General features: G+C 60.6%; 14 protein-coding genes, 1 tRNA gene and 1 riboswitch. Of the genes, 14 read left to right on the top strand and 1 reads right to left on the bottom strand.

The genetic code is table 11. The annotated features are described in order from the left end of the window. Positions 1–13 precede the first annotated feature (13 nt). From BLT78_RS14090 to BLT78_RS14045, 10 genes are all read left to right on the top strand, one after another. Positions 14–4,843: a glycosyltransferase family protein gene (locus BLT78_RS14090; protein ID WP_090349567.1), complete on the top strand. Its 4,830-nt coding sequence runs from the start codon at positions 14–16 to the stop codon at positions 4,841–4,843. Between the two features lie 186 nt (positions 4,844–5,029). Further along, positions 5,030–7,597 carry an acyltransferase family protein gene (locus BLT78_RS14085; protein WP_090349566.1) on the top strand — a complete coding sequence of 856 codons (2,568 nt, stop codon included), beginning with the start codon at positions 5,030–5,032 and terminating at the stop codon, positions 7,595–7,597. 93 nt (positions 7,598–7,690) lie between these two features. After that, positions 7,691–9,349, top strand: coding sequence for a hypothetical protein (locus tag BLT78_RS14080; protein WP_090349565.1), 1,659 nt, complete (start codon positions 7,691–7,693; stop codon positions 9,347–9,349). Between the two features lie 79 nt (positions 9,350–9,428). Beyond that, the gene (locus tag BLT78_RS14075) at positions 9,429–10,676 is read left to right on the top strand and encodes a glycosyltransferase family 4 protein (RefSeq protein ID WP_231975633.1); all 1,248 of its coding nucleotides are present in this window, start codon (positions 9,429–9,431) and stop codon (positions 10,674–10,676) included. Next, positions 10,676–11,878 carry a glycosyltransferase family 4 protein gene (locus tag BLT78_RS14070; RefSeq protein WP_231975632.1) on the top strand — a complete coding sequence of 401 codons (1,203 nt, stop codon included), beginning with the start codon at positions 10,676–10,678 and terminating at the stop codon, positions 11,876–11,878. Before BLT78_RS14075 ends, BLT78_RS14070 begins: the two co-directional genes overlap by 1 nt. Beyond that, complete coding sequence (locus BLT78_RS14065) at positions 11,869–12,816, top strand: UDP-glucose 4-epimerase family protein (RefSeq protein ID WP_090349562.1); 948 nt, start codon at positions 11,869–11,871, stop codon at positions 12,814–12,816. Before BLT78_RS14070 ends, BLT78_RS14065 begins: the two co-directional genes overlap by 10 nt. A 25-nt stretch (positions 12,817–12,841) precedes the next feature. Beyond that, a complete protein-coding gene (locus tag BLT78_RS14060; RefSeq protein WP_090352326.1) occupies positions 12,842–13,399 on the top strand; it encodes a sugar transferase in 558 nt (185 codons plus the stop codon). 63 nt (positions 13,400–13,462) lie between these two features. Beyond that, positions 13,463–15,466 (top strand): polysaccharide biosynthesis protein, encoded by a 2,004-nt coding sequence (locus BLT78_RS14055; RefSeq protein ID WP_090349561.1) that lies wholly within the window; start codon positions 13,463–13,465, stop codon positions 15,464–15,466. A gap of 70 nt (positions 15,467–15,536) precedes the next feature. Further along, positions 15,537–15,643, top strand: a riboswitch (TPP riboswitch). A gap of 70 nt (positions 15,644–15,713) precedes the next feature. Continuing rightward, positions 15,714–17,609 carry a phosphomethylpyrimidine synthase ThiC gene (gene thiC, locus BLT78_RS14050; protein ID WP_090349560.1) on the top strand — a complete coding sequence of 632 codons (1,896 nt, stop codon included), beginning with the start codon at positions 15,714–15,716 and terminating at the stop codon, positions 17,607–17,609. A 137-nt stretch (positions 17,610–17,746) separates the two neighbouring features. Beyond that, positions 17,747–17,821: transfer RNA gene (locus BLT78_RS14045), tRNA-Thr, on the top strand. 112 nt (positions 17,822–17,933) lie between these two features. On the opposite strand, the gene BLT78_RS14040 is transcribed toward BLT78_RS14045, so the two are convergent. Continuing rightward, positions 17,934–18,686: an RsiV family protein gene (locus tag BLT78_RS14040; protein ID WP_090349559.1), complete on the bottom strand. Its 753-nt coding sequence runs from the start codon at positions 18,684–18,686 to the stop codon at positions 17,934–17,936. Between the two features lie 127 nt (positions 18,687–18,813). Between BLT78_RS14040 and BLT78_RS14035 the strand changes: the two genes are divergently transcribed. The 4 genes from BLT78_RS14035 (at position 18,814) to BLT78_RS14020 (ending at position 21,580) form a co-directional block, all read left to right on the top strand. After that, entirely contained in the window at positions 18,814–19,431 is a 618-nt protein-coding gene (locus BLT78_RS14035; RefSeq protein ID WP_090349558.1) for an NUDIX domain-containing protein, read from the top strand. Further along, a complete protein-coding gene (locus BLT78_RS14030; RefSeq protein ID WP_090349557.1) occupies positions 19,422–19,895 on the top strand; it encodes a DUF1249 domain-containing protein in 474 nt (157 codons plus the stop codon). The genes BLT78_RS14035 and BLT78_RS14030 overlap by 10 nt, the downstream gene beginning before the upstream one ends. A gap of 89 nt (positions 19,896–19,984) precedes the next feature. Then, the gene (gene cpdA / locus BLT78_RS14025) at positions 19,985–20,800 is read left to right on the top strand and encodes a 3',5'-cyclic-AMP phosphodiesterase (RefSeq protein WP_090349556.1); all 816 of its coding nucleotides are present in this window, start codon (positions 19,985–19,987) and stop codon (positions 20,798–20,800) included. A 186-nt stretch (positions 20,801–20,986) separates the two neighbouring features. After that, entirely contained in the window at positions 20,987–21,580 is a 594-nt protein-coding gene (locus BLT78_RS14020) for a YqiA/YcfP family alpha/beta fold hydrolase (RefSeq protein WP_090349555.1), read from the top strand. Positions 21,581–21,633: the final 53 nt, after the last annotated feature.

Here is a 21,633-nt window from a genome sequence, read left to right as displayed (position 1 = left end):
AGGTAATAGCTTGATGAACTCTGTCACCCAGCCCTCTCACCAGCAAACATCTGCCGATACCAGTTCTCAACTGGCTGATATTCATGACCGTGTCATGGAAGCTTACTACGGGAAGCTGGGTGAGCAGTTCATGCGGGAAACCCAGGAGCGCATACACTGGATCTGCGCGCACGTTGCAGGGAATAGCGTGCTCGACGTCGGATGCTCACAAGGCATAGTGCCACTCTTGCTTGCCCGTGAGGGATGTAAGGTCATTGGTGTCGATACCAGCCCGCAAGCTATTGAAGAGGCCACCCAATACCTGCGCGCAGAACCCGAGCATGTGCAGAGGAACGTCACTTATGTAAATGCCGACTTTCTCGCCCTGGACGTCGAAGATATCGACGTAGAGACAATCGTGATCAGCGAGGTGCTGGAGCATCTCGTTCGCCCCGAGCTGTTCGTTGCAAAGGCCTCCTCATTGCTCAAGAAGGGCGGTCGGTTGATCGTGACTGTGCCGTTCGGGGTCAATGACTTCATCGACCACAAGCATACGTTTTACTTGCAAGAGCCCTACAGGCTGCTTGCTCGGCATCTTGAAGTTACAGAGGTCAAGATGCTCGGAAAGTGGCTGGGATTGGTTGCCATCAAGAAGGAAGAGCGCCCCATGGATGCGCAGCGCGACCTTCCAGCAGAGCAGATTTTTGCTCTGGAACGCGCCTTTGAACATGTAGAACGCAGCCTGCGCCAGGAGCTCGGTGGCGCACTGAAGCGACTTGACGAGACAAACAAGAAATACCGCTCCTCCACAGAGCAAGTAGCGACACTGAAACAGAACCTGACAGCGGAGAGCGCCAAGAGCGTTGCCCTGAGTGACGAGTTGGTTGGGCTCAAGGCTAAGCTGGATGAAAGTAACCGCAAGTACCGGGCTGCCACGGAACAGGCTGATAGCCTCAAGACCAAGTCTGAGGCGCTGAATGAGGCGAAAAGCAAGGCTGAGCAGGAGTGTGATGCCCTCCATGAGCAACTGGCTGGCGAGATCAATGTACGCCGGGAGCTGGAGGCCAAGTGCCAGGCTCAGGTCCAGGAGCGCGACGCCCTGCTGGAGCAATTGGATCAGGAGATAGCAAGTCGCGAGGCGACGGAAACACTGTTGGATGAAAACAGCCAGCAATGGGAAGAGATCCGCCAGCGTCTCGAAAATGAACTGGGTGCGGCCAAAGGGTGGCTGGAATCTGCTAACCAGAAGTACCGAATCGCCACCGGGGAGCAAATTCCACACTTCAAGTCTAACTTGGAAACCCTGATGGGTAAGACCCGGGAGCAGCAGAAGAAAATTGAGGAGCTGAGCGCAAGTCTGAAAGATGCCAACAGCAAACGCCAAGCTGCCGAGCAACGCCTTATCAAAACTCGTGCCAGCCTAACTTATCAGTTGGGTTATCAGCTCAAGGCCGGGGCCACCTCAGTTGGTGGCTTTGTGCGTCTCCCCAAGGCGTTGCTGGGGCTGTGCAAGAAAGCCTATAGGCAAGGCAAGAAAAGGCGCCAGAAGCTTTCATCAGTCAGTGTTTCCATCAAGCAGTCATCTTCCCCTGCGATAGCGAAGCCCTTCTCTCCTGCAGTAACTCCGCTTGCCGAGGTGAGTAATGCCGGCGAGATTCGGCAGGGTCTACTGCGCACTGCCGATGTGCCGGCGAGCCAACTGAAGGTTGCCTGCATCATGGATGAGTTCACTTATGGCTCCTACCGCTATGAGTGCAACTTGATGCAATTGTCTCCGGATAACTGGCGTGTGGAATTGCAGGATTTTCAGCCCGAGCTGCTGTTTATCGAATCGGCATGGCGAGGCAAGGAAAATCTGTGGGGTAGCAAGGTCGGACACAACAGTCAGGAGTTGCAGGGTATCCTGGCTTGGTGCCGTAATAAAAAGGTACCGACCGTGTTCTGGAACAAGGAAGACCCGGTTCACTTTGAGACCTTCCTGACCACCGCCAAGCAGTTCGACTTCGTATTCACAACCGATATCGACTGTATCCATCGCTACAAGGCTGCCTTGGGGCACGATAGGGTGTATTTGCTACCATTTGCATGCCAGCCGGCCGTGCATAACCCCATCGAGTTGTACCAGCGCAAGGATGCATTCTGTTTCGCCGGTGCCTACTACGTACGCTATCCCGAGCGTACGCGGGATCTCGACAACTTCGTTGCCAAGCTTCCCGAGTTTCGCCCGCTGGAGATTTTTGATCGTAATTACGGAAAAAATGATCCAAACTATCAGTTCCCCGAGAAATACCAGTCCTACATCGTAGGCACACTGCCGTTCGATCAGATCGACAAGGCTTACAAGGGCTACCGTTACTCGATCAACCTGAACTCAATCAAGCAGTCGCAGAGCATGTTTGCTCGCCGTGTCTACGAACTGCTCGGCAGCAATACGGTTACGGTCAGCAATTTCTCGCGAGGAGTTCGACTGCTCTTCGGTGATCTGGTTGTCACTACCGACGACGGAGAGGAAATGGTCCGTCGCCTGGGTGAACTGGCACAAGACGAGGAAACCAGCGGTAAACTGCGTCTTGCTGCATTGCGCAAGGTGATGCAGGAGCACACCTACGGTCAGCGCTTGAACTACGTCCTGGCCAAGGTTGCGGGGCAGCCTGTTCAGGATTCGTTGCCGCAAGTCGTGGTTGTCGGTCATGCAGCGAATGAGCGTCAGGCTGAAAAATTGCTGACCTGCATGCTGCGCCAGCAATACACCAAAGCCCGCATGTACCTGGTTACCGATAGCGCGGAGGCCATCCGCAGGAAGGTCGATGATCCGCGTATTGCCATGCTCACACCTGAGCAGCTTGGAGGCTTGTCCCTCGGCGAGCTGACCAACGGAGCCCAGTGGGTGGCCGGCATGAGTGCGGAGGACTATTACGGCCCCAACTATTTGCTCGATATCGCCTTGGCTACCTGTTACAGCCAGGCGCAAGTGATTGGCAAGGCAGATCATTATGCGTGTGACAAGGGCAGCATTTGCCTGGTAGAGGAGAGCGGTGTTTACCGCCAGGCCCGCGAGCTGGCTGCCCGTAGAGCTGCTATCAAAGCTGACTTGGTATCGGCTCTACCAGCACTCGACTGGGCAAAGAACCTCGAAGGAAAGCTTTTCCGTTACGAGCAGATGCTGGCTATCGATCCCTACAACTATTGCCACCAAGGCGCAGAGGTCGCTGCCTCGGAGGCCGCAGAGCAGGTAGACGACCTGGCTCTCAATGTCGGGTTGAGTATCAATGATCTCCAGTCGCGTGCCGAGGGCATCAAGCCGGCTGTGCAGTCTGCCGATCAGGGGCGTGTTCTCAACTTCCAGGAGTTGGCGAAAATCTTCGGCCCTATTCGCAGCAAGCATGTTCAGTTCGAACTGAGTGAAGCAGCTTGGCATATCAGCTCTAACCTTGCGGACGGTAAGCATGAATATCTGTATGCAGGCACCGATCTGAAGCTGGAAGAGTTGGGCGTCTGCGATAAGCTGAAGTTGTTCCTTGATGCCGGTCCAGGCCTGAGTCTGCAATTGGTGCTGTTGTTCCTGGATGCGCAGAAGCAGCGCATCAGTCATGTGATATATCACGCCAACCGCAATCAGACCGCCGAGATTCCTCCGGAGACCGCGTTCGTACGCCTGGGCTGGCGTGTCTATTCAGGGGGCTCAACGGACGTCAAGGGGTTGGTGCTGGAGCACCGCGATTTGCAGCCTTCGGAAATGCTCGAACGGGCCGAGCACCTGTTGGTAACCAACCATTACCCCTCCTACGAGGATCTGTATCGTAATGGTTTCGTGCATAGCAGGGTGACTGCCTATCGTGAGCGTGGGGTTCTGGTGGACGTATTCCGTCTGCGCAAGAGCGAGGCGGTGAGCTACCACGAGTTCCAGGATGTCGATGTCGTTACTGGCTCACAGGAAATTCTGGACAAGATGCTGCAAGGCGGTCACTACAAGTCTGTCCTTGTGCACTTCCTCGATCCTGATATGTGGGAGGTGCTGCAGAAGCATGTGTCCCGCCTGAAAGTCATTGTCTGGGTGCATGGCGCTGAGGTACAGCCGTGGTGGCGCCGTGAGTACAACTACAGCAGTGAAGACCAGTTGCAGGTTGCAAAGCTGGAAAGTGAAAAGCGTATGGCGTTCTGGCGTGGGTTGCTGCAGCCAATGCCAGAAAATCTGAAACTTGTGTTTGTCTCGCGCTATTTCGCTGAAGAGGTTATGGAAGATATCGGTTTCCGGATTCCTGAGAATCAGTACGAAATCATCCATAATCCGATTAATACTGAGTTGTTCTCTTATCAGGAGAAGCCTGCCGAGCAGCGCAAGAAAATCCTTTCGATCAGGCCTTACGCATCGGCCAAGTACGCCAATGATCTGAGCGTCAAGGCGATTGAGTTGCTGGCGAAAAAGCCATGGTTCAAAGAGCTTGAGATCCGGATGATCGGCGATGGGGTGCTCTTTGATGAAACTCTGGAGCCTCTACGTAAATATCCGAATGTGCGTATCGAACGCGGGTTCCTCAAGCAAAACGAAATTGCAGCCCTGCACAAGGAGTACGGTATTTTCCTCTGCCCTACCCGGATGGATGCGCAAGGCGTGTCGCGAGATGAGGCCATGTCATCCGGTCTTGTTCCGGTGACGAATGGCATTACTGCAATCCCTGAGTTTGTCGATGAATCCTGCGGTGTTTTGGCTGCTGGCGACAACTTCCAGGAAATGGCAGAGGGTATTGCTCGCTTGGTTGAGAGTCCTGAACTATTCAAGCACATGTCCAGTGCTGCTGCCGCTCGAGTTAGGGGGCAGACGGCTGAACCACAGATAGTTGGCAGAGAAATAGAATTATTCTGATGAGATGGGCAAGCGCCGGTAGGTGTCCCGGCGATAAGCCTTGCAGTCTTCCTGTGGAAAGGTCATTGGCATTTTAGTCGTGAGCTTTTGGGGGCTGCTAGGCTTTTATTTTTCAAGAAGTGACTTGGTTTTTACTGGCGCCTCTGTCGGCAGGCCGGGATTTTTAGAGAGTAGGGGGGTATTTCGATGGCGCGTCAGGGGCATGATTTAAAAAGCCATTATAGGCCGGATATTGATGGGTTGCGTGCTATTGCTGTTCTGGCTGTAGTGTTCTTTCATATAGATCCTGATTTTTTGCCAGGCGGTTTTGTTGGGGTTGACATATTTTTTGTTATTTCGGGTTTTTTGATTACCGGAAATATCATCAAAGATATGCGGTCGCCCGGCGGATTTTCTTGGGGTGAGTTCTATCGCAGGCGTATTCTGCGCATCCTGCCTGTAATGTTTGTGGTTGTGCTGACTGTTCTCGTGGTTGGTCAGTTTGTATTGCTTCCTGCGGATAATCTTCAGTTGGCTTATTCGGCTGGGGCATCTGTGCTATCGGCAGCCAATATCTACTTCACCTACTTTTTGGATACTAGCTATTTTGCGGATGATAGCCGCTTGCAACCTCTGCTGCACTTGTGGTCGCTCGGTGTGGAGGAGCAGTTCTATCTTTTCTGGCCGCTGCTCCTTGTCTCTTTGGTCGGCCGTATGTCGACGATACGTCTGCTGCTACTGGCTCTATTGCTTGGCCTCGCTTCCTTTGTGCTGGCTGAGGCTTTATTGAAGCGAGCGCCAATGTTCGCTTATTACATGCTGCCGACGCGTGCCGGCGAACTGCTGATAGGCGCAATGCTAGCAATCTGGCTCTCGGGAAATAGGCGTGTGTTGACGCCCCCAGTCGCTACACTGGTTGGTCTAACAGGCATCGGCCTGATTGCAGCCAGTTTGGCTTGGCTTGAAGAGGGAATGGGATTTCCCGGTGCCAATGCCTTGCCGTCCACTCTGGGGGCGGCATTGTTTATTCTGGCCGGGAGTGGTGGTTCGAATAAGATTGGCCAGTTGGTGTCGTTGCGTCCGTTGGTGCTAGTAGGGCTTGTTTCCTATTCGCTGTACCTCTGGCACTGGCCAGTGTTGGCGTTCTATCGCTACGCCTTTGGGGCTGTCGATGCTCTCGATGGAGGACTTCTTTTGGTACTGATGCTGGCGCTCTCGGTGTTCAGTTATCGGTATGTGGAGAAACCTTGTCGCCAGTTGCGGTGGAGTTTCGATCGTACTGTGATAGGATTTTTTGGTGCTGGTTCTCTGGTCGTGCTATTGGTGTGTTCAGGTCTTTTTATTACTAATGGATATGGGGTTTATTTCGCTAATGACGATTACCGCCGTGCGCTGACGTCGTTGGAGCCGGCGTTGCCTGCTTATCGGTATCCGTACGTATGCCAGCGATGGGAAGTCAAAGCGCAGGATTTGAATTCCGATGCGTGTGTTTTGAATTCCGTGGGTGAGCCGGATGTGCTGCTATGGGGTGATTCAAATGCTGCCCACTATGTTGGGGTTCTAGGTATGATTGCGAGGCATGCTGGATTCGCCTTCCGGAATGTTGCGCACAGCAGCTGCCCGCCAGTTTTTTCTGGGGCGGATAAAGCTTTGAAAGTTTTACGTCCTGATCGTGTTGAGCCATGCTTGCGTTCGATTGAAATGGTCAGAAAGCATATTGGTCGCTATTCGACAGTTATTATTGGTGGCGCTTGGAGTACATATTTCAAAGCTAATCCTGATTTTGGTCTTGCTGTCGAGCAGACGATTGATGCTCTGTTGGCACAAGGTAAGCGCGTGATCATTCTCGGGCAGGTGCCGGGTTTCCTAGCGCTGGATCGGAAATGCGACCAAAAAGCGATCAAGCTAACAATGATGTCTTGCCAGAGTGCTGGATACGAGGCCGATCGTGGCCAGTCCGAGCCAAACCGATTTCTCGCTGCACTGGCTGATGCTCGCCCCTCTGTATATTATTTCGACGTACGTAGTGTTCTGTGTCGGGATGGACGTTGCAGTGCTTACCTGAATAAGGAACCTCTCTATTTTGATAAAACACATTTGAGTATGGATGGTTCATGGGCAACCGGCCGAGCCTTGCTGGAACAAGGTGATCTGCCGTCATTCTTCTCCGATTTGGGGGGGGGCGTAAGTAAAGCTGCTAATGGGGCGGTATTGTCGTCGTCTCTGAGTAGAAATTTAGGGCGATTCAGCGCTCCCGGAGTTTTATGGTACCCCCTTCTCGGAGATGGACGAGAGAAAGTTTGGAATGCATCTGTTAGTCGCTCCATTGAGGAGGGGGGGGTTGTTCGGATCACCGATGGGCGTGCCGACAACTATGATGTCATGCGTTACCGCTTACGAGGACGTGAGTTGGGTAAGGTTGTGAATGGCAGCAATGGCCTGATGGTCCGTGTACAGTTTGTCGGTTGTCGAAGAGGTAACCCGTTATTGCGTGTGTGGACAAAAGGAGCTGAGCTGCGTACCCATGATGTACTGCTGCACTGTGAGCCAGGACAGTTGCAGGCAAAGGATAATATGCAACAGCAAAACGTGAGCGTTACCTTTGAAGGCGATAATCAAATGCTCTATGCCTACCTGCCATTAGATCGTGGGGTGACGGAGGTGGAAGTTGGTCTCTATCCGGCTGTAGCCGATGGGACAGGTAAGTATTCTAAAGAGTTTACCGGCAGCTTGAGAGTGCGGAGTGTTGATGTCGCTGGCACTCATGGGCGCTGATCCGAGCAGCACCTGGGGGACTGGACGATGAGTATGCTGCCGGCCCTACGCTGGTCCTGGAGGCTAGGTGCCAAGTTCGTGCGAGGAGTGCCGTTGGCTACCTTACTGATCGTGCTTGCCACGCTTGGCTCTCAGCTGGCCTTCCTGCTCGCCTCCTTGATGCCGCTCAAGGTCATTCTGCTGCTGGGCTCTCCACGTACGCCGGAATACTTTCCGGCGTTTCTGCGGGAGCTGGAGCGCAGTTACTTGATCGTCGGCTTGAGCTCACTTGCAGTACTGTTCTTCCTGGCTCACCTGCTGGCCGAGAGGGTCATCACGGCAGCAGCCTCACATGGCGCCGAACGCTTGCTGGCCAGCACCAGGAAGCTGACCCTCTTCGAAAACCAGGACGAGGTGGCTAGTCGCAGCTACCAGCGCTACGCGCGCAGCGTCGCAGCGCTGATCTTCACGCTCATGGCTTCCGCTGTGCTGGCGGTCATCTACCCGGCGCTAGCGCTGTTTTTCGCAGGGTATGTGTTGCTGGCATGGCTCGTCGCCATGGGCTTGGTGCGTTGGAGTACCCGCTTTAGGCAGCGTTGGCTGGCCGAGCCGGCACGTGTGGTCGAGGGACTGGGATCCCTTGGGTTCCTTGCAGGTTTCGCCGGCATCGTCGCGAACAACTTGCTGGGTGCCAGCCTTTCGGTGCTGATAGCGGTTCTATCGTTGCTACTGCTGCGGCAAATGTTTCGCCATCTAGCGCTGACTGTTGGCGACCTCGCGGGGCTGTATGCTCGCAAGCCGCAGCTGGATGCTCTGTTCTTCCAGGAGCACGTGTTCACTGGACGCCTCGCCCGAGAGACAGGACAGGGTGTTTGGGATCTGGTTGAGCGGAGCGAGCGACAGACCTGGCTGGCAGCTGTACTGAGAAATGTGGCTGACCTCGACGATGTGCGACTGGAGTCGAGTTGGCGGCAGACAGGTGTGGCTGATGTGCTGGCTCTGACGGTCGAGGCCTGGCGCGATAGCGAGCTGGTCGGTCGTTATCTGGTCCGTCTGTTCAATACCAATCGCAGAGCGTTGGCCCTGCATGAGGCGGGGTTGATGGTCGAAGGTATGCCCGGTCTGCCTGCACCGCATTTTCTGGGTGCTGACTTGGTGCAGGGCGTGCACTGCCATGTTTTTGCTGACCCATGCGGTCAGACCGTGGTGCCGCGGGAGTTGCGGACGCATGTCGCCAGCCTGCGCACCGCATTGATGGGAGTGGAGCCCCCCGCCGAACTGGTTGCCCGCTACGAGTGTTCGCGGCCGCTGCTATGGCAGCGCTTGGATGAAAAGCTGATTGATCGTCTGCGTTTGGCTGTTGACTCGCTGGAGGATCTGCAACTGGTGGAGCGGTTGTCCTCGTGCCTTGCTGAGCTGCGCCTGCGTTTGCGTGGTTTGCCGCTGGTTATCGTAAACCCCGACTTGCTGGCTGATAGTCTGCAGATCACGGAGGAGGGCCGAGTGCTGGCTCTTTATTGGGGGCGCTGGAGTCTTGAGCCGCTGGGTGCAGATTGGCCAGAAACGGGCGAAGGACTGGAAGCGGCGCTCGAACTCGCTTGCCGGCAACGGAGTGAGCTGAGTGAGGTCAATCTGGATGATGTGCGTTTATGTGCACTGTTGGCTGCCGTCGAAAGACAGTGCCAGCGTCAGTATTACCGCGAAGCTTGTGCGTTGTTGCCGCAATTGTTGGCTGTAAGCGAGAGCTTGCAGATCGCTAGTGCTCAACCGTGAGCAGGCAGTTCCTTCTGGAAGGAAGGATAGATTTGATTTTGATAGTTCGGGGTATGGAAAGGGCATGATGCGAGTTGCCATGATCGTCTGGAACGAATTCCGCAACGATGCCCGTGTGCTCAAGGAATCGGAAACCCTGCAGCAGGCCGGACATGAGGTAACGGTCTTCGCCTTGCATACGCCGGGGGTTACTCAGGAGCGCGAAGTCGTTTCCTGCGGGGTCGGGGTGGTGCGAGTGGCGCGCAGTCCGCTATGGACGTGGCGCAAGGGCAGGCGTGGCGTGAGTGTAGGTGGGCAAGCTGCTGCGTCGGCGCGGCGCGTTCCGGCACAGGCTGCGGCGAGCGCGCCGATCGGTCGCATGGGGCTGGGTACCCAGGTGCTGCGCATCATCGCCCGGCTGTGGACCCATGCCGGGCTGTGCCGGCAGATGGTCGCGCATCGTCCGGACGTGGTACATGCCCACGACGTCAACGTGCTGCCCACCGCCTGGCTGGCGGCGAAGCTCTCCGGAGCCAGGCTGGTCTACGACGCCCATGAGATCAGCACCAGCCGCGAGGGTTATTCCAGCTTTCGCAAGCTGGTCGGTTGCGTCGAGCAGTTCCTGATGCCGAAGGCGCAGGGCACCATCACTACCACCGAGGCGCGCGCCAAGTTCTTCGCTCGTGCCTATGGCGTGCCGCGCCCTGTGGTGTTGCAGAACCGCCCGCGTCATCAGCAGGTCCTGGCCTCCAACCGCATTCGCGAGGAACTGGGGCTGACTCAGCCGTGGCCGATCATCCTCTACCAAGGCGGTATCCAGCAGGGGCGTGGGCTGGAGAGACTGCTGCGGGTGGTTCCCGATGTTCCGGATGCCTATTTCGTCTACATCGGTGGTGGTCGCCTGGAAGGCCGCTTGCGGCAAGTCTGTGCCGAGCTTGGCCTCGAGGAGCGCGTGCGCTTCATTCCGACGGTGAGCCTGGCTGACCTGCCGTCCTATACCGCGTCGGCCGACATCGGTGTGCAGCCCATCGAGAACACCTGCCTCAATCACTTCACCACCGACTCCAACAAGCTGTTCGAGTATGTCCAGGCCGGCCTGCCGGTGGTCAGCTCCGATCTGCCGGAGATCCGCCGCGTGGTGCGCGGTCACGATCTCGGCCTGCTGGTGCCGCCGGGTGATTCGCCGGCGCTGGCCGCAGCGCTGCGCACCCTGGTACAGGACGCCGGGCTGCGCAGCCATTACGCCGAACGTTCGCGTGCGGCGGCAGCGGTGCTCAATTGGGAAGCCCAGGAGCAGGAGCTGGTTGCGCTGTATGAGCTGGTGCAGGCAGGGCGGTCCGGCGCCTGATGCGCGAGCCATTCATGCCCCGGCGTGTTCTGCTGGTGACCTTCTTCTATCCCCCCGATCTGTGTGCCGGCTCGTTCCGTGCCGGTGCCCTGGTCGAGGCGCTGCTCGCCCGGGGCGGGAGTGCGCTGGAGGTCGATGTGCTGACCACCCAGCCCAATCGCTACCATTCATTCAGCCGGCAGGCCGAGACCGAGGAGCACATGGACGGCGTGCGGGTGCGGCGTATCGCCATACCGGGGCATCGCAGCGGCTTCTTCGATCAGGCGCGCGCCTTCGTGCATTTCGCTCGTCGGGCGCTGCAGTTGTCGCGCGATGAGCGCTATGACCTGGTAATCGGTACCTCATCGCGATTGATGACAGCGGTGCTGGCGGCCTGGCTGGCACGTCGCAGGGCTGCGCCGTTGTATCTGGACCTGCGCGATATCTTCGTGGAGAACATGCGCGAGCTGCTGACGGCTTGGTACTGGAAGCCGCTGCTCGGGGCATTCGATCGGCTCGAGCGCTGGGCTGTAGCACGTGCTGCGCGAGTCAACCTGGTGTCGGCGGGGTTCTTGCCCTATTTCCAGGCCCGCTATCCGGGACGCGAGTTCGCCTGTTTCCCCAATGGCGTGGATAGTTTGTTCGCCAGCCCCGTCGCGGGGCTGGACGATGGGGGGGCGCCGTGCGAACCGCTGCAGGTGGTTTATGCGGGGAATATCGGCGAGGGGCAGGGCATGCACCTGATCCTGCCGGAGTTGGCGCGCCAGTTGCGTGGGCGGGCGACCTTCCGCATCTTTGGTGATGGCGGACGCATCGAGCAGCTGAAGCGGACGCTGGCCGGAGTGGATAATGTCGAGCTGCTGTCGCCGGTGTCGCGCGAGCAGCTGGTTGAGGCTTACCGCCAGGCCGATGTGCTGTTCCTGCACCTGAACGATTTGCAGGCTTTTCGTCGGGTTCTGCCGTCGAAGTTGTTCGAGTATGCCGCTACCGGCAAGCCTCTGTGGGCGGGAGTCGCAGGGTTCGCTGCGGACTTCATTCGTCGTGAGGTGCCCAATGCCGCAGTATTTGCTCCGTGCGATGTTGCCGGTGCTGTGCAGGTATTGGATAGCTTGCGGTTGGGTTTCACGTCCCGTGAGGATTTTGTCAGTCGCTATAACCGCGAACGGATCATGCGGGGGATGGCCGATGACATCCTGCAGGTACTGGAGAGGTCATGTCATTGACAGTGATGGTCACCGGGGCGAACGGCTTCGTAGGTCGGGCGCTTCTTGAGCGGCTGGGGCGCGAGCCAGGCTATCGGGCGCTGGCAGGTGTACGCGCCGCATCGGGTGAGGTCGCTGCGACGGTACGCCGGCTTGGCGATCTGGCCCATTTGCCGGCTGAGCCGGCTCTGCTGGCTGGAGTGGACGTGGTGGTGCACTGCGCTGCCCGTGTGCATGTGATGCGGGAAACCAGTAGCGATCCGCTAGCCGATTTCCGTGCGGTGAATGTGCATGGCAGCCTCCAGTTGGCGCGGGCTGCGGCTGCCGCTGGTGTGCGGCGCTTTATCTATCTGAGCACGGTCAAGGTGCATGGCGTGGTGACCAGCGCAGGGCAGCCGTTTACCGCCGACAGTCCGCTGTGTCCGCTCGATCCTTATGCGCGCTCCAAGCAGGAGGCAGAACAGGCGTTGCGTGTTCTGGCGCAGGAGTCCGGCATGGAGCTGGTGATCATCCGGCCGCCGCTGGTGTATGGCCCGGGCGTAAAAGGCAACTTTGCCAGCATGGGGCGTCTGATCGAGAAGGGTATGCCATTGCCCCTTGGCGCCATTCACAACAAGCGCTCACTCGTCGGCATCGATAATCTGGTCGATCTGCTTATCCACTGCATCGATCATCCAGCTGCTGCCAATCAGGTGTTTCTGGCGGGTGATGGCGAGGATCTTTCCACCACTGAGTTGCTGCGTGCGGTAGCCAGGGCCATGGGCCGGCCGGCGCGGTTGATTCCCGTGCCGGCGGCTTTGCTGCAGTTGGGCGCAACGCTGCTGGGCAGGCAGGCGATGGCGCAGCGCTTGCTTGGCTCGCTGCAGGTGGATATTGCCAGGGCTCGCGAGTTGTTGGACTGGACGCCGCCCTGTTCGCTGGAGGAGGGGCTGCGACGTTGTTTCAGCCTGCCACATTGAGCGGTTTGTTTCGGGGATGGAGCCTGTGATTCGTTTTTTTGACATCGTCCTTTCGCTGCTGGGCCTGCTGCTTGGCTTTCCGTTGCTGTTGTTGCTGACCCTTATCGGCCTTTTTGATACCGGCTCGCCGATCTTCCGCCAGGTGCGTGTCGGGCGGGATCAACAGCCCTTCACGCTGCTCAAGTTCCGCACCATGAAGCTGGATACCGCCTCGGTCGCTACCCACCTGGCCAGCAGCTCCTCGATCACTCGCTTCGGCCATTTCCTGCGCCGGACCAAGCTGGACGAGCTGCCCCAGTTGTGGAACGTGCTCAAGGGCGAGATGAGTCTGGTGGGGCCGCGTCCCGGACTGTTCAATCAGCAGGAGCTGACCGAGGAGCGCGCCAGGCGGGGAGTGTATGCCGTGCGTCCGGGGATTACCGGTCTGGCGCAGGTCAGCGGGGTCGACATGTCCACTCCGGCTCTGCTGGCGGAAATGGATCAGAAGATGATCCAGAGCCTCTCGGGGAAAGACTATTTCCGCTACATATTCATGACCGTGGCCGGCAAGGGCGCGGGAGATCGAGTCGTCAGGAAGGACTGATGCCAGTGGCGCGATGCCTGCTTGCCCGATGGCGAGTGGCATGTTTCAGCTTACGGAGTGCGTATGTTCCGCAAGAGGTTGTTGGGTCTGAAGCGCAGCCACAAGCGTCTGATGCAGGTGGCTGTGGATGTTCTGCTGGTCTGGCTGGCCCTGTGGCTGGCCTTTGTCGTCCGTTTGGGTAGCGCCGAGCAGGTGGATCCGCTGGGCGGACATGCCTGGTTGTTCCTGCTGGCCCCCGTGATTGCCATTCCCCTGTATGTCCGCACGGGCATGTATCGGGCGGTAATGCGTTATCTGGGCAACGATGCGTTGCTGGCGATTCTCAAGGCCGTCACCTTGTCCGCTTTGCTGCTGGCTCTGGCGGTCTACTGGCGTCGCGATGTGCCGGCGTTCGTGCCCCGTTCGATGGTCTTCAACTATTGGTGGTTGAGCCTGCTTCTGGTCGGCGGGTTGCGACTGCTGTTGCGCCAGTTTTTTCTGGGTGGTTGGTTCATTTCCGACCAGACTCTTCGTCTCAACTATGCCAGCAACCTGCCCAAGGTGGCGATCTACGGCGCCGGGGCGGCAGGTAATCAATTGCTGGCCGCCTTGCGCATGGGGCGTGTCATGCGCCCTGTCGCGTTCATCGATGACGATAGCGGTCTGGCCAATCGGATCATCGCTGGTCTGAAGGTTTATAAACCCAAGCATATTCCCCAGCTCATCGAGGAGACCGGTGCCAGCGAGGTGTTGCTGGCGATTCCATCAGCCAGTCGGGCACGGCGTCGTGACATTCTTGCTGCGCTGGAGGCTTTTCCGCTGCATGTGCGCTCGGTGCCAGGCTTCATGGATTTGGCCAGTGGGCGAGTGAAGGTGGAAGACCTCCAAGAAGTGGACATCGCCGACCTGCTCGGCCGCGATGCCGTGGCACCGCGTCCCGAGCTGTTTCAGCGCTGCATTCGCGGCAATGTGGTGATGGTCACTGGCGCCGGCGGTTCGATCGGCTCGGAGCTGTGCCGACAGATTATCACCCAGGCCCCGACCACGCTGATCCTCTTCGAGCACAGCGAGTTCAATCTCTACAGCATCCATGAGGAACTGGAGCGGTTGGTGTGTCGTGAGGCGCTGAACCTCACGCTGGTGCCGATCCTGGGCTCGATCCGCAATCATCGTCGGATGTTGGATGTGATGCGCACCTGGAAGGTGGATACCATCTACCATGCGGCGGCCTACAAGCACGTGCCGATGGTCGAGCACAATGTCGCCGAGGGTGTGCTGAACAACGTGATCGGCACGCTGAATGCTGCCCAGGCTGCGATCCAGGCCGGAGTGAAGCACTTCGTGCTGATCTCCACCGACAAGGCGGTGCGGCCGACCAATGTGATGGGTGGAACCAAGCGGTTGGCCGAGATGGTGCTGCAGGCGCTCAGTGGCGAGCAGGCGCCTTTGCTTTATGACGATGCCAGTGGTGTACGGCAGGTCAACAAGACCCGCTTCACCATGGTGCGTTTCGGCAACGTGCTGGGCTCTTCCGGCTCGGTGATTCCGCTGTTCCGTGAACAGATCAGGCGCGGCGGGCCGGTGACTGTGACCCACCCGAACATCACCCGCTACTTCATGACCATCCCCGAAGCGGCGCAGCTGGTGATCCAGGCTGGCTCCATGGGCCAGGGCGGCGACGTGTTCGTGCTGGACATGGGGGAGCCGGTGCGCATCGCCGTGCTGGCGGCGAAGATGATCCACCTGTCCGGCCTGTCGGTGCGCAGCGAGAAGAATCCGAGGGGTGATATCGCTATCGAGTTCAGTGGCCTGCGCCCGGGCGAGAAGCTCTACGAGGAGCTGCTGATCGGCGACAACGTGACGCCCACCGAGCACCCGATGATCATGCGCGCCAACGAGGCTCATCTGGCCTGGGATGAGTTCCGCCCGGTGCTGGAGGATCTGGTGGCTGCCGTCAAATCGGACGATTTCCAGCGCGTGCGGCAGATCCTGCGGGCCACCGTGGATGGCTACAAGCCCGATGGCGAAATCGTCGACTGGATCCATCAGCAGCGACTGAGTGGGGCAGAGGGGCCGGCTGCATCCTGAGGAGCGGGCGGCAGCGGTACACTCGTCCGAACCACTGGCCCCACCCGCAGAGGCCAATTAGACTACTCGGGTTTTCTTGTCGGGGTGCCTGGAGTCGCAGGCTGAGATCGGACAGTTCCGAATCCCGTTGAACCTGATCGGGCTAGTACCCGCGTAGGGAACAAGACGTCCTCGCCGTGCGGCGAGGGCTCTCCTGCTTCAGGTTCGCTCCGACATTTCCTGCCGCGTGCCGTGGAGATTCCCGTCGATGAGCGCCACCGAATTCAAGAACCTGAGCGAGTCCGCCCAGGTGGACCAGCAGTCCGTCCAGCCGCTGCCCAATTCCCGCAAGGTCTACGTCCAGGGTTCGCGCCCGGACATCCGCGTGCCGATGCGCGAGATTTCCCTGGCCGATACCCCCACCGACTTCGGCGGCGAGAAGAACGCGCCGGTGCTGGTCTATGACACCTCCGGACCGTACACCGACCCGAACGTGCAGATCGACGTGCGCCAGGGCCTGGCCGATGTGCGCAGCGCCTGGATCGACGAGCGCGGCGATACCGAGAAGCTGCCGGGGCTGACCTCCGAGTTCGGTAACCGTCGTCTCAACGACGCCGAGCTGACCAAGATGCGCTTCGCCCACGTGCGCAACCCGCGCCGGGCCAAGGCCGGCGCCAACGTCACCCAGATGCACTACGCGCGCAAGGGCATCATCACGCCCGAGATGGAATACGTCGCCATCCGCGAGAACATGAAGCTGCAGGAAGCCCGGGAGGCCGGCCTGCTGGCCCAGCAGCATCCGGGCCACAGCTTTGGCGCCGCCATCCCGAAGGAGATCACGCCCGAGTTCGTCCGCGAGGAAATCGCCCGCGGCCGCGCGATCATCCCCGCCAACATCAACCACGTGGAGCTGGAGCCGATGATCATCGGCCGCAACTTCCTGGTGAAGATCAACGGCAACATCGGCAACTCGGCGCTGGGTTCCTCCATCGAGGAGGAAGTGGCCAAGCTGACCTGGGGCATCCGCTGGGGCTCGGACACCGTGATGGACCTGTCCACCGGCAAGCACATCCACGAGACCCGCGAGTGGATCATCCGCAACTCGCCGGTGCCGATCGGCACCGTGCCGATCTACCAGGCGCTGGAGAAGGTCGGCGGCATCGCCGAGGACCTGACCTGGGAGCTGTTCCGCGACACCCTGATCGAGCAGGCCGAGCAGGGCGTGGACTACTTCACCATCCACGCCGGCGTGCTGCTGCGCTATGTGCCGCTGACCGCCAAGCGCGTCACCGGCATCGTCTCCCGCGGCGGCTCGATCATGGCCAAGTGGTGCCTGGCGCACCATCAGGAAAACTTCCTCTACACGCATTTCGACGAGATCTGCGAGATCATGAAGGCCTACGACGTCAGCTTCTCGCTGGGCGATGGCCTGCGTCCGGGCTCGATTGCCGACGCCAACGATGCCGCGCAGTTCGGCGAGCTGGAAACCCTCGGCGAGCTGACCAAGATCGCCTGGCAGCACGACGTGCAGACCATGATCGAAGGCCCGGGCCACGTGCCGATGCACATGATCAAGGAGAACATGGACAAGCAGCTCGAGTGCTGCGACGAGGCGCCGTTCTACACCCTCGGCCCGCTGACCACCGACATCGCACCGGGCTACGACCACATCACCTCCGGCATCGGCGCGGCGATGATCGGCTGGTTCGGTTGCGCCATGCTCTGCTACGTCACGCCGAAGGAGCACCTCGGCCTGCCGAACAAGGACGACGTGAAGACCGGCATCATCACCTACAAGATCGCCGCGCACGCCGCCGACCTGGCCAAGGGCCACCCGGGCGCGCAGATCCGCGACAACGCCTTGTCCAAGGCGCGCTTCGAGTTCCGCTGGGAGGACCAGTTCAACCTCGGCCTCGACCCGGACACCGCGCGCAGCTACCACGACGAGACGCTGCCGAAGGAATCGGCCAAGGTCGCGCACTTCTGCTCGATGTGCGGGCCGAAGTTCTGCTCGATGAAGATCACCCAGGAAGTGCGCGACTACGCCGCCGGCCTGGAGAAGATCGACAGTGTCGAGCTGGAAACCGCCGAGCTGGAGCGCGAGATGCAGGCCAAGGCCGCCGAGTTCAAGGCCCAAGGCTCGCAGCTGTACCACAAGGTGTGATACTCACCTGCTGAGAGACAACGGGCCGCTTGCGGCCCGTTGTCGTCTGCGCCCCGGCGCATGCTGCGTTTTCGCGTAACTCGTTGATTTTGCAGTAGACGAACGCCGCCGAGGCCATTAGACTGCGCGCCCACCCAGCCCATGTAGCTCAGGGGTAGAGCACTCCCTTGGTAAGGGAGAGGTCGGCGGTTCAAATCCGCCCATGGGCTCCAGTTTTCCCCTCCTTGCTGTTCCCGGGCGCCACGCCACGCCGCGCCGATCCCCTTCCGATCCCCTTCCGATCCCCTTCCGATCCCCGACTGCCTGACCGCCTATCGTCGCGCCTCAGCGGGATGAGCCGTGCGCATTCGCCGGCAGGTATTCTGTCCTGAGAATCCCCTCCAGCCGTGCGTAGGGAATCTCCAGGCTCGGATGGCCCATGGCATAGGGGGCAAGGGCGTAGACGTCGTACTTGAGCAGCACCTTGTCGCGCAGCAGGGCGATATTGGTGGTGGGCTGGAACGGCCAGCTGCGTCGGAACTCCGCCGGATCGTCGATTTCCTGGGAGGCCAGCCAACGCTGGTGCGCTTCGCTGGCCTCCTGCCAGAAGGCCGCCTCCTGGCCAGGCAGCAGCAGGTCGTCGAGGCGCAGGACGCGCTGCTCGCGCTGCGAATAGTTGAGGAAGCCGCGCCCCGGCATGCCGTGGGCGCCACCGCGGTACAGGTAGCTGGACAACTCGACCACCAGCAGGTCGTCGTGACTGTCGATCAGCTTGGCCTGCAGCCAGGTCTCCCAGCCCTCGGGCTGCTCGTGCAGTAACTCGTCGCCACGCACGCGCAGGCTGGCGGGGAGTGCCTGTGTGGCGTTCTCGCGGGTCATAGCCAGCAGGGCCTGCTCGATCAGCGCGGTGAGGCGCGGTTCGTCGGCGAACTTCAGGGTGTCGACATTGACCAGGCTGCAGCGCTCGCGCGCGCACTCCGCCGGGCGCTGCTCCCACGCCAGGCGCTGCGGGGCCGGCGGTGCGCTCGGCGCAGCGAGAAACTGGCAGGCGGCGAGCAGCGGCAGACCGGTCAGGGCGAAAAGGGTGGAAAGACGCATGGGACTCCTTGAGCGGAAAGGCAATGCTGGGTAGGGTGACGAGTCGGCGGGACTCGGCTCCCCGGTGTGGTTGGCAATTTTCTGCGCGCGGCGATCGGCACGTGCGCTTGCGGGGTGGGGGAAGTATATGAGCGAGTCGCCGAAAACGACTGAACTTAAGGTGGAAATCGTCGAGCGCGAGGCCTGCTTTCGCGGCTTCTATGCGCTGGATCGCGTGCACCTGCGCCACGAGCTGTTCGATGGCGGCATGGGGCCGGTGATCAGTCGCGAGCTGTTCGTCCGACACGATGCGGTCTGCGTGCTGCCCTACGATCCGCAGTGCGACGCCGTGGTGCTGATCGAGCAGTTCCGCGTCGGCGCCATGGACAAGAGCGCCAACCCCTGGCTGCTGGAGCTGGTCGCCGGGCTGATCGACAAGGACGAGACGCCGGAGGAGGTGGCCCGTCGCGAGGCCCTGGAAGAGGCGGGGCTGACCCTCGGCGAGCTGTGGCCGGTGGCCGCCTACTACCCCTCGCCGGGCGGCAGCGACGAGCGCGTGCACCTCTACGTCGGTCGCTGCGACAGCCGCGGCGCCGGTGGCATCCATGGCCTGGTCGAGGAAGGCGAGGACATCCGCGTGCTGCCCATGAGCCTCGACGCCGCGCTGGCGGCGGTTGAGTCCGGGCGCATCGACAACGCGGCGAGCATCATCGCCCTGCAGTGGCTGGCGCTGAACCGCGAGCGGGTGCGGCGGACATGGCGGTGAGTGCGCTGGCCGAGCGCTACCGGGTCGATCTGGCTGGCCTGCAGGCGACCTGTGAGGCCAACTACGCGCGGCTGATGCGTCTGCTGCCGGGCATGCGCGAGCAGCCGGCACTGCGCCGGCTGGCGCTGAGTGCCGGTGACACGCCGCTGGCGGTGCTGGCGCTCAAGGTCACCGAGGCCGGCCCCTATACCAGCACCGTGGAGGTGCACGAGGAGCCGGCGCTGGCCTGGCTGCCGACGCCACGTCTGGAGGTGCGCGTCTATCACGATGCGCGCATGGCCGAGGTCACCGGTGCCGAACATTGCCGGCGCCTGCTGCCGCGCTACGTCTACCCGAATCCGCGCATGCACCAGCCCGACGAAAAGAGCCAGCTCAACCTGTTCCTCGGTGAATGGCTCGGCCATTACCTGCAGTGTGGCCATCTGGCGGAAAACCCGGTAGATCATTCGCTCGTTCGCCGGTAGTGTGAACCGTATAGCGGTCCACCGCCCTGGCGACATGCCACCATTAACTTTCCGCAATTTGCGGGTCCATCGCCGACAGGAGACGGCCTTTGTTCAGCGCCAAGTCCCCAGCACAGTCCGCCCCGCTCGTCGTGGTGCAGCTCACCGACAGCCACCTGTTCGCCGAGGCGGCGGGCCGTCTGCTGGGCATGGATACCGCGGACAGCCTGCGCCGGGTAGTGGAGCTGGTGCTGCAGGAGCAGCCGAACATCGACCTGCTGCTGGCCAGTGGCGACCTGTCGCAGGATGGCTCCCTCGAATCCTATCGGCGCTTCGCCGAGCTGATCGCACCGCTCGAGGCGCCGTCGCGCTGGTTCGCCGGCAATCACGACGAGTCGCAGGTCATGCAGCTCGCCTGCGCCGACCGTCCCCACCTGCAGATGGTCACCGACCTCGGCAACTGGCGGCTGATCACCCTCGACTCCAGCATCCCCGGCACGGTGTTCGGCCAGCTCGACGCCGGGCAGCTGCAGCTTCTCGACGAGGCCCTGGCCGGCGCAGGCGAACGTCACGTGCTGCTGAGTTTCCATCACCATCCCGTGCCGGTCGGCTGCAGCTGGCTGGACCCCATCGGTCTGCGCAATCCCGACGCCCTGTTCGCGGTGACCGACCGTTATCCGAATCTGCGCTGCATCCTCTGGGGGCATGTGCACCAGGAGGTCGATCTGCTGCGCAACGATGTGCGCCTGCTGGCTTCGCCGTCCACCTGCGTGCAGTTCGCGCCCGGTAGCGAGGATTTCCAGGTCAGCAGCGAGGCGCCCGGCTACCGCTGGCTGCACCTGCATGCCGACGGTTCGCTGGCGACCGGGGTGTCGCGGGTCAGCGGCATCGACTTCGTGGTCGACTACAGCATCAAGGGCTACTGAGGCCGCGGTGGATGTGGCCTGTTCCGCTCTGCGTGGCGCAGGGAAGTTCGCCGCGTTGCGCACCATTCGTGCGTGAAAATTCCGCGGTGCGCATGACGCACCCTGCGGTTCGTGCCGCGCCGGGCTTGAACCCGCACGCCGGATAATGCTTTCCTTGTATATCCATACAGTCTGAAGGCGCCGTCGATGCTCCCGCAGCCGACCCTCATCTACATTCATGGCTTCAACAGCTCGCCGGCTTCGCTCAAGGCCCGCGAGCTGATCGCCGCCTGCGCGCGCCTGGGCCTGGCCGACCGCCTGCGCGTCCCGGCGCTGCACCATGACCCGCGCTGCGCCATCGCCCAGCTGGAGGCGGAGGTCGCCGCGGCTGGGCGTCCCGTGCTGGTCGGCAGTTCCCTCGGTGGCTACTATGCGACCTGGCTTGCCGAGCGGCATGCGCTGAAGGCCCTGCTGATCAACCCGGCGGTGCGCGTGCAGCGCTATTTCGCCGGCTACCTCGGCCCGCAGCGCAACTACTACAGTGGCGAGAGCTGGGAGCTGACCGCCGAGCACGTCGCTGCGCTGGCCGAGCTGGAGGTGCCGCCGCCGCGCGATCCGCAGCGTTTCGTGGTGTGGCTGCAGACCGGCGACGAAACCCTCGACTACCGCGACGCCGCCGACTATTACCGCTACTGCACGCTGGAGATCGCCGAAGGCGGTGACCATGGCTACCAGGGATTCGCCGCGCGCATCCCGGAGCTGCTGGCCTTCGCCGGCCTGTCGCCGGCCCGGCGCTCCTGAATTCCTGCCCGACGGCCGCTGCCGGCGGGCGACCCTTCTTGCCAGACAGAACA

It is taken from the genome of Pseudomonas oryzae (assembly GCF_900104805.1).
Taxonomy (GTDB): Bacteria; Pseudomonadota; Gammaproteobacteria; order Pseudomonadales; family Pseudomonadaceae; genus Geopseudomonas; species Geopseudomonas oryzae.
This window is presented reverse-complemented; position numbering and strand designations above follow the sequence as displayed.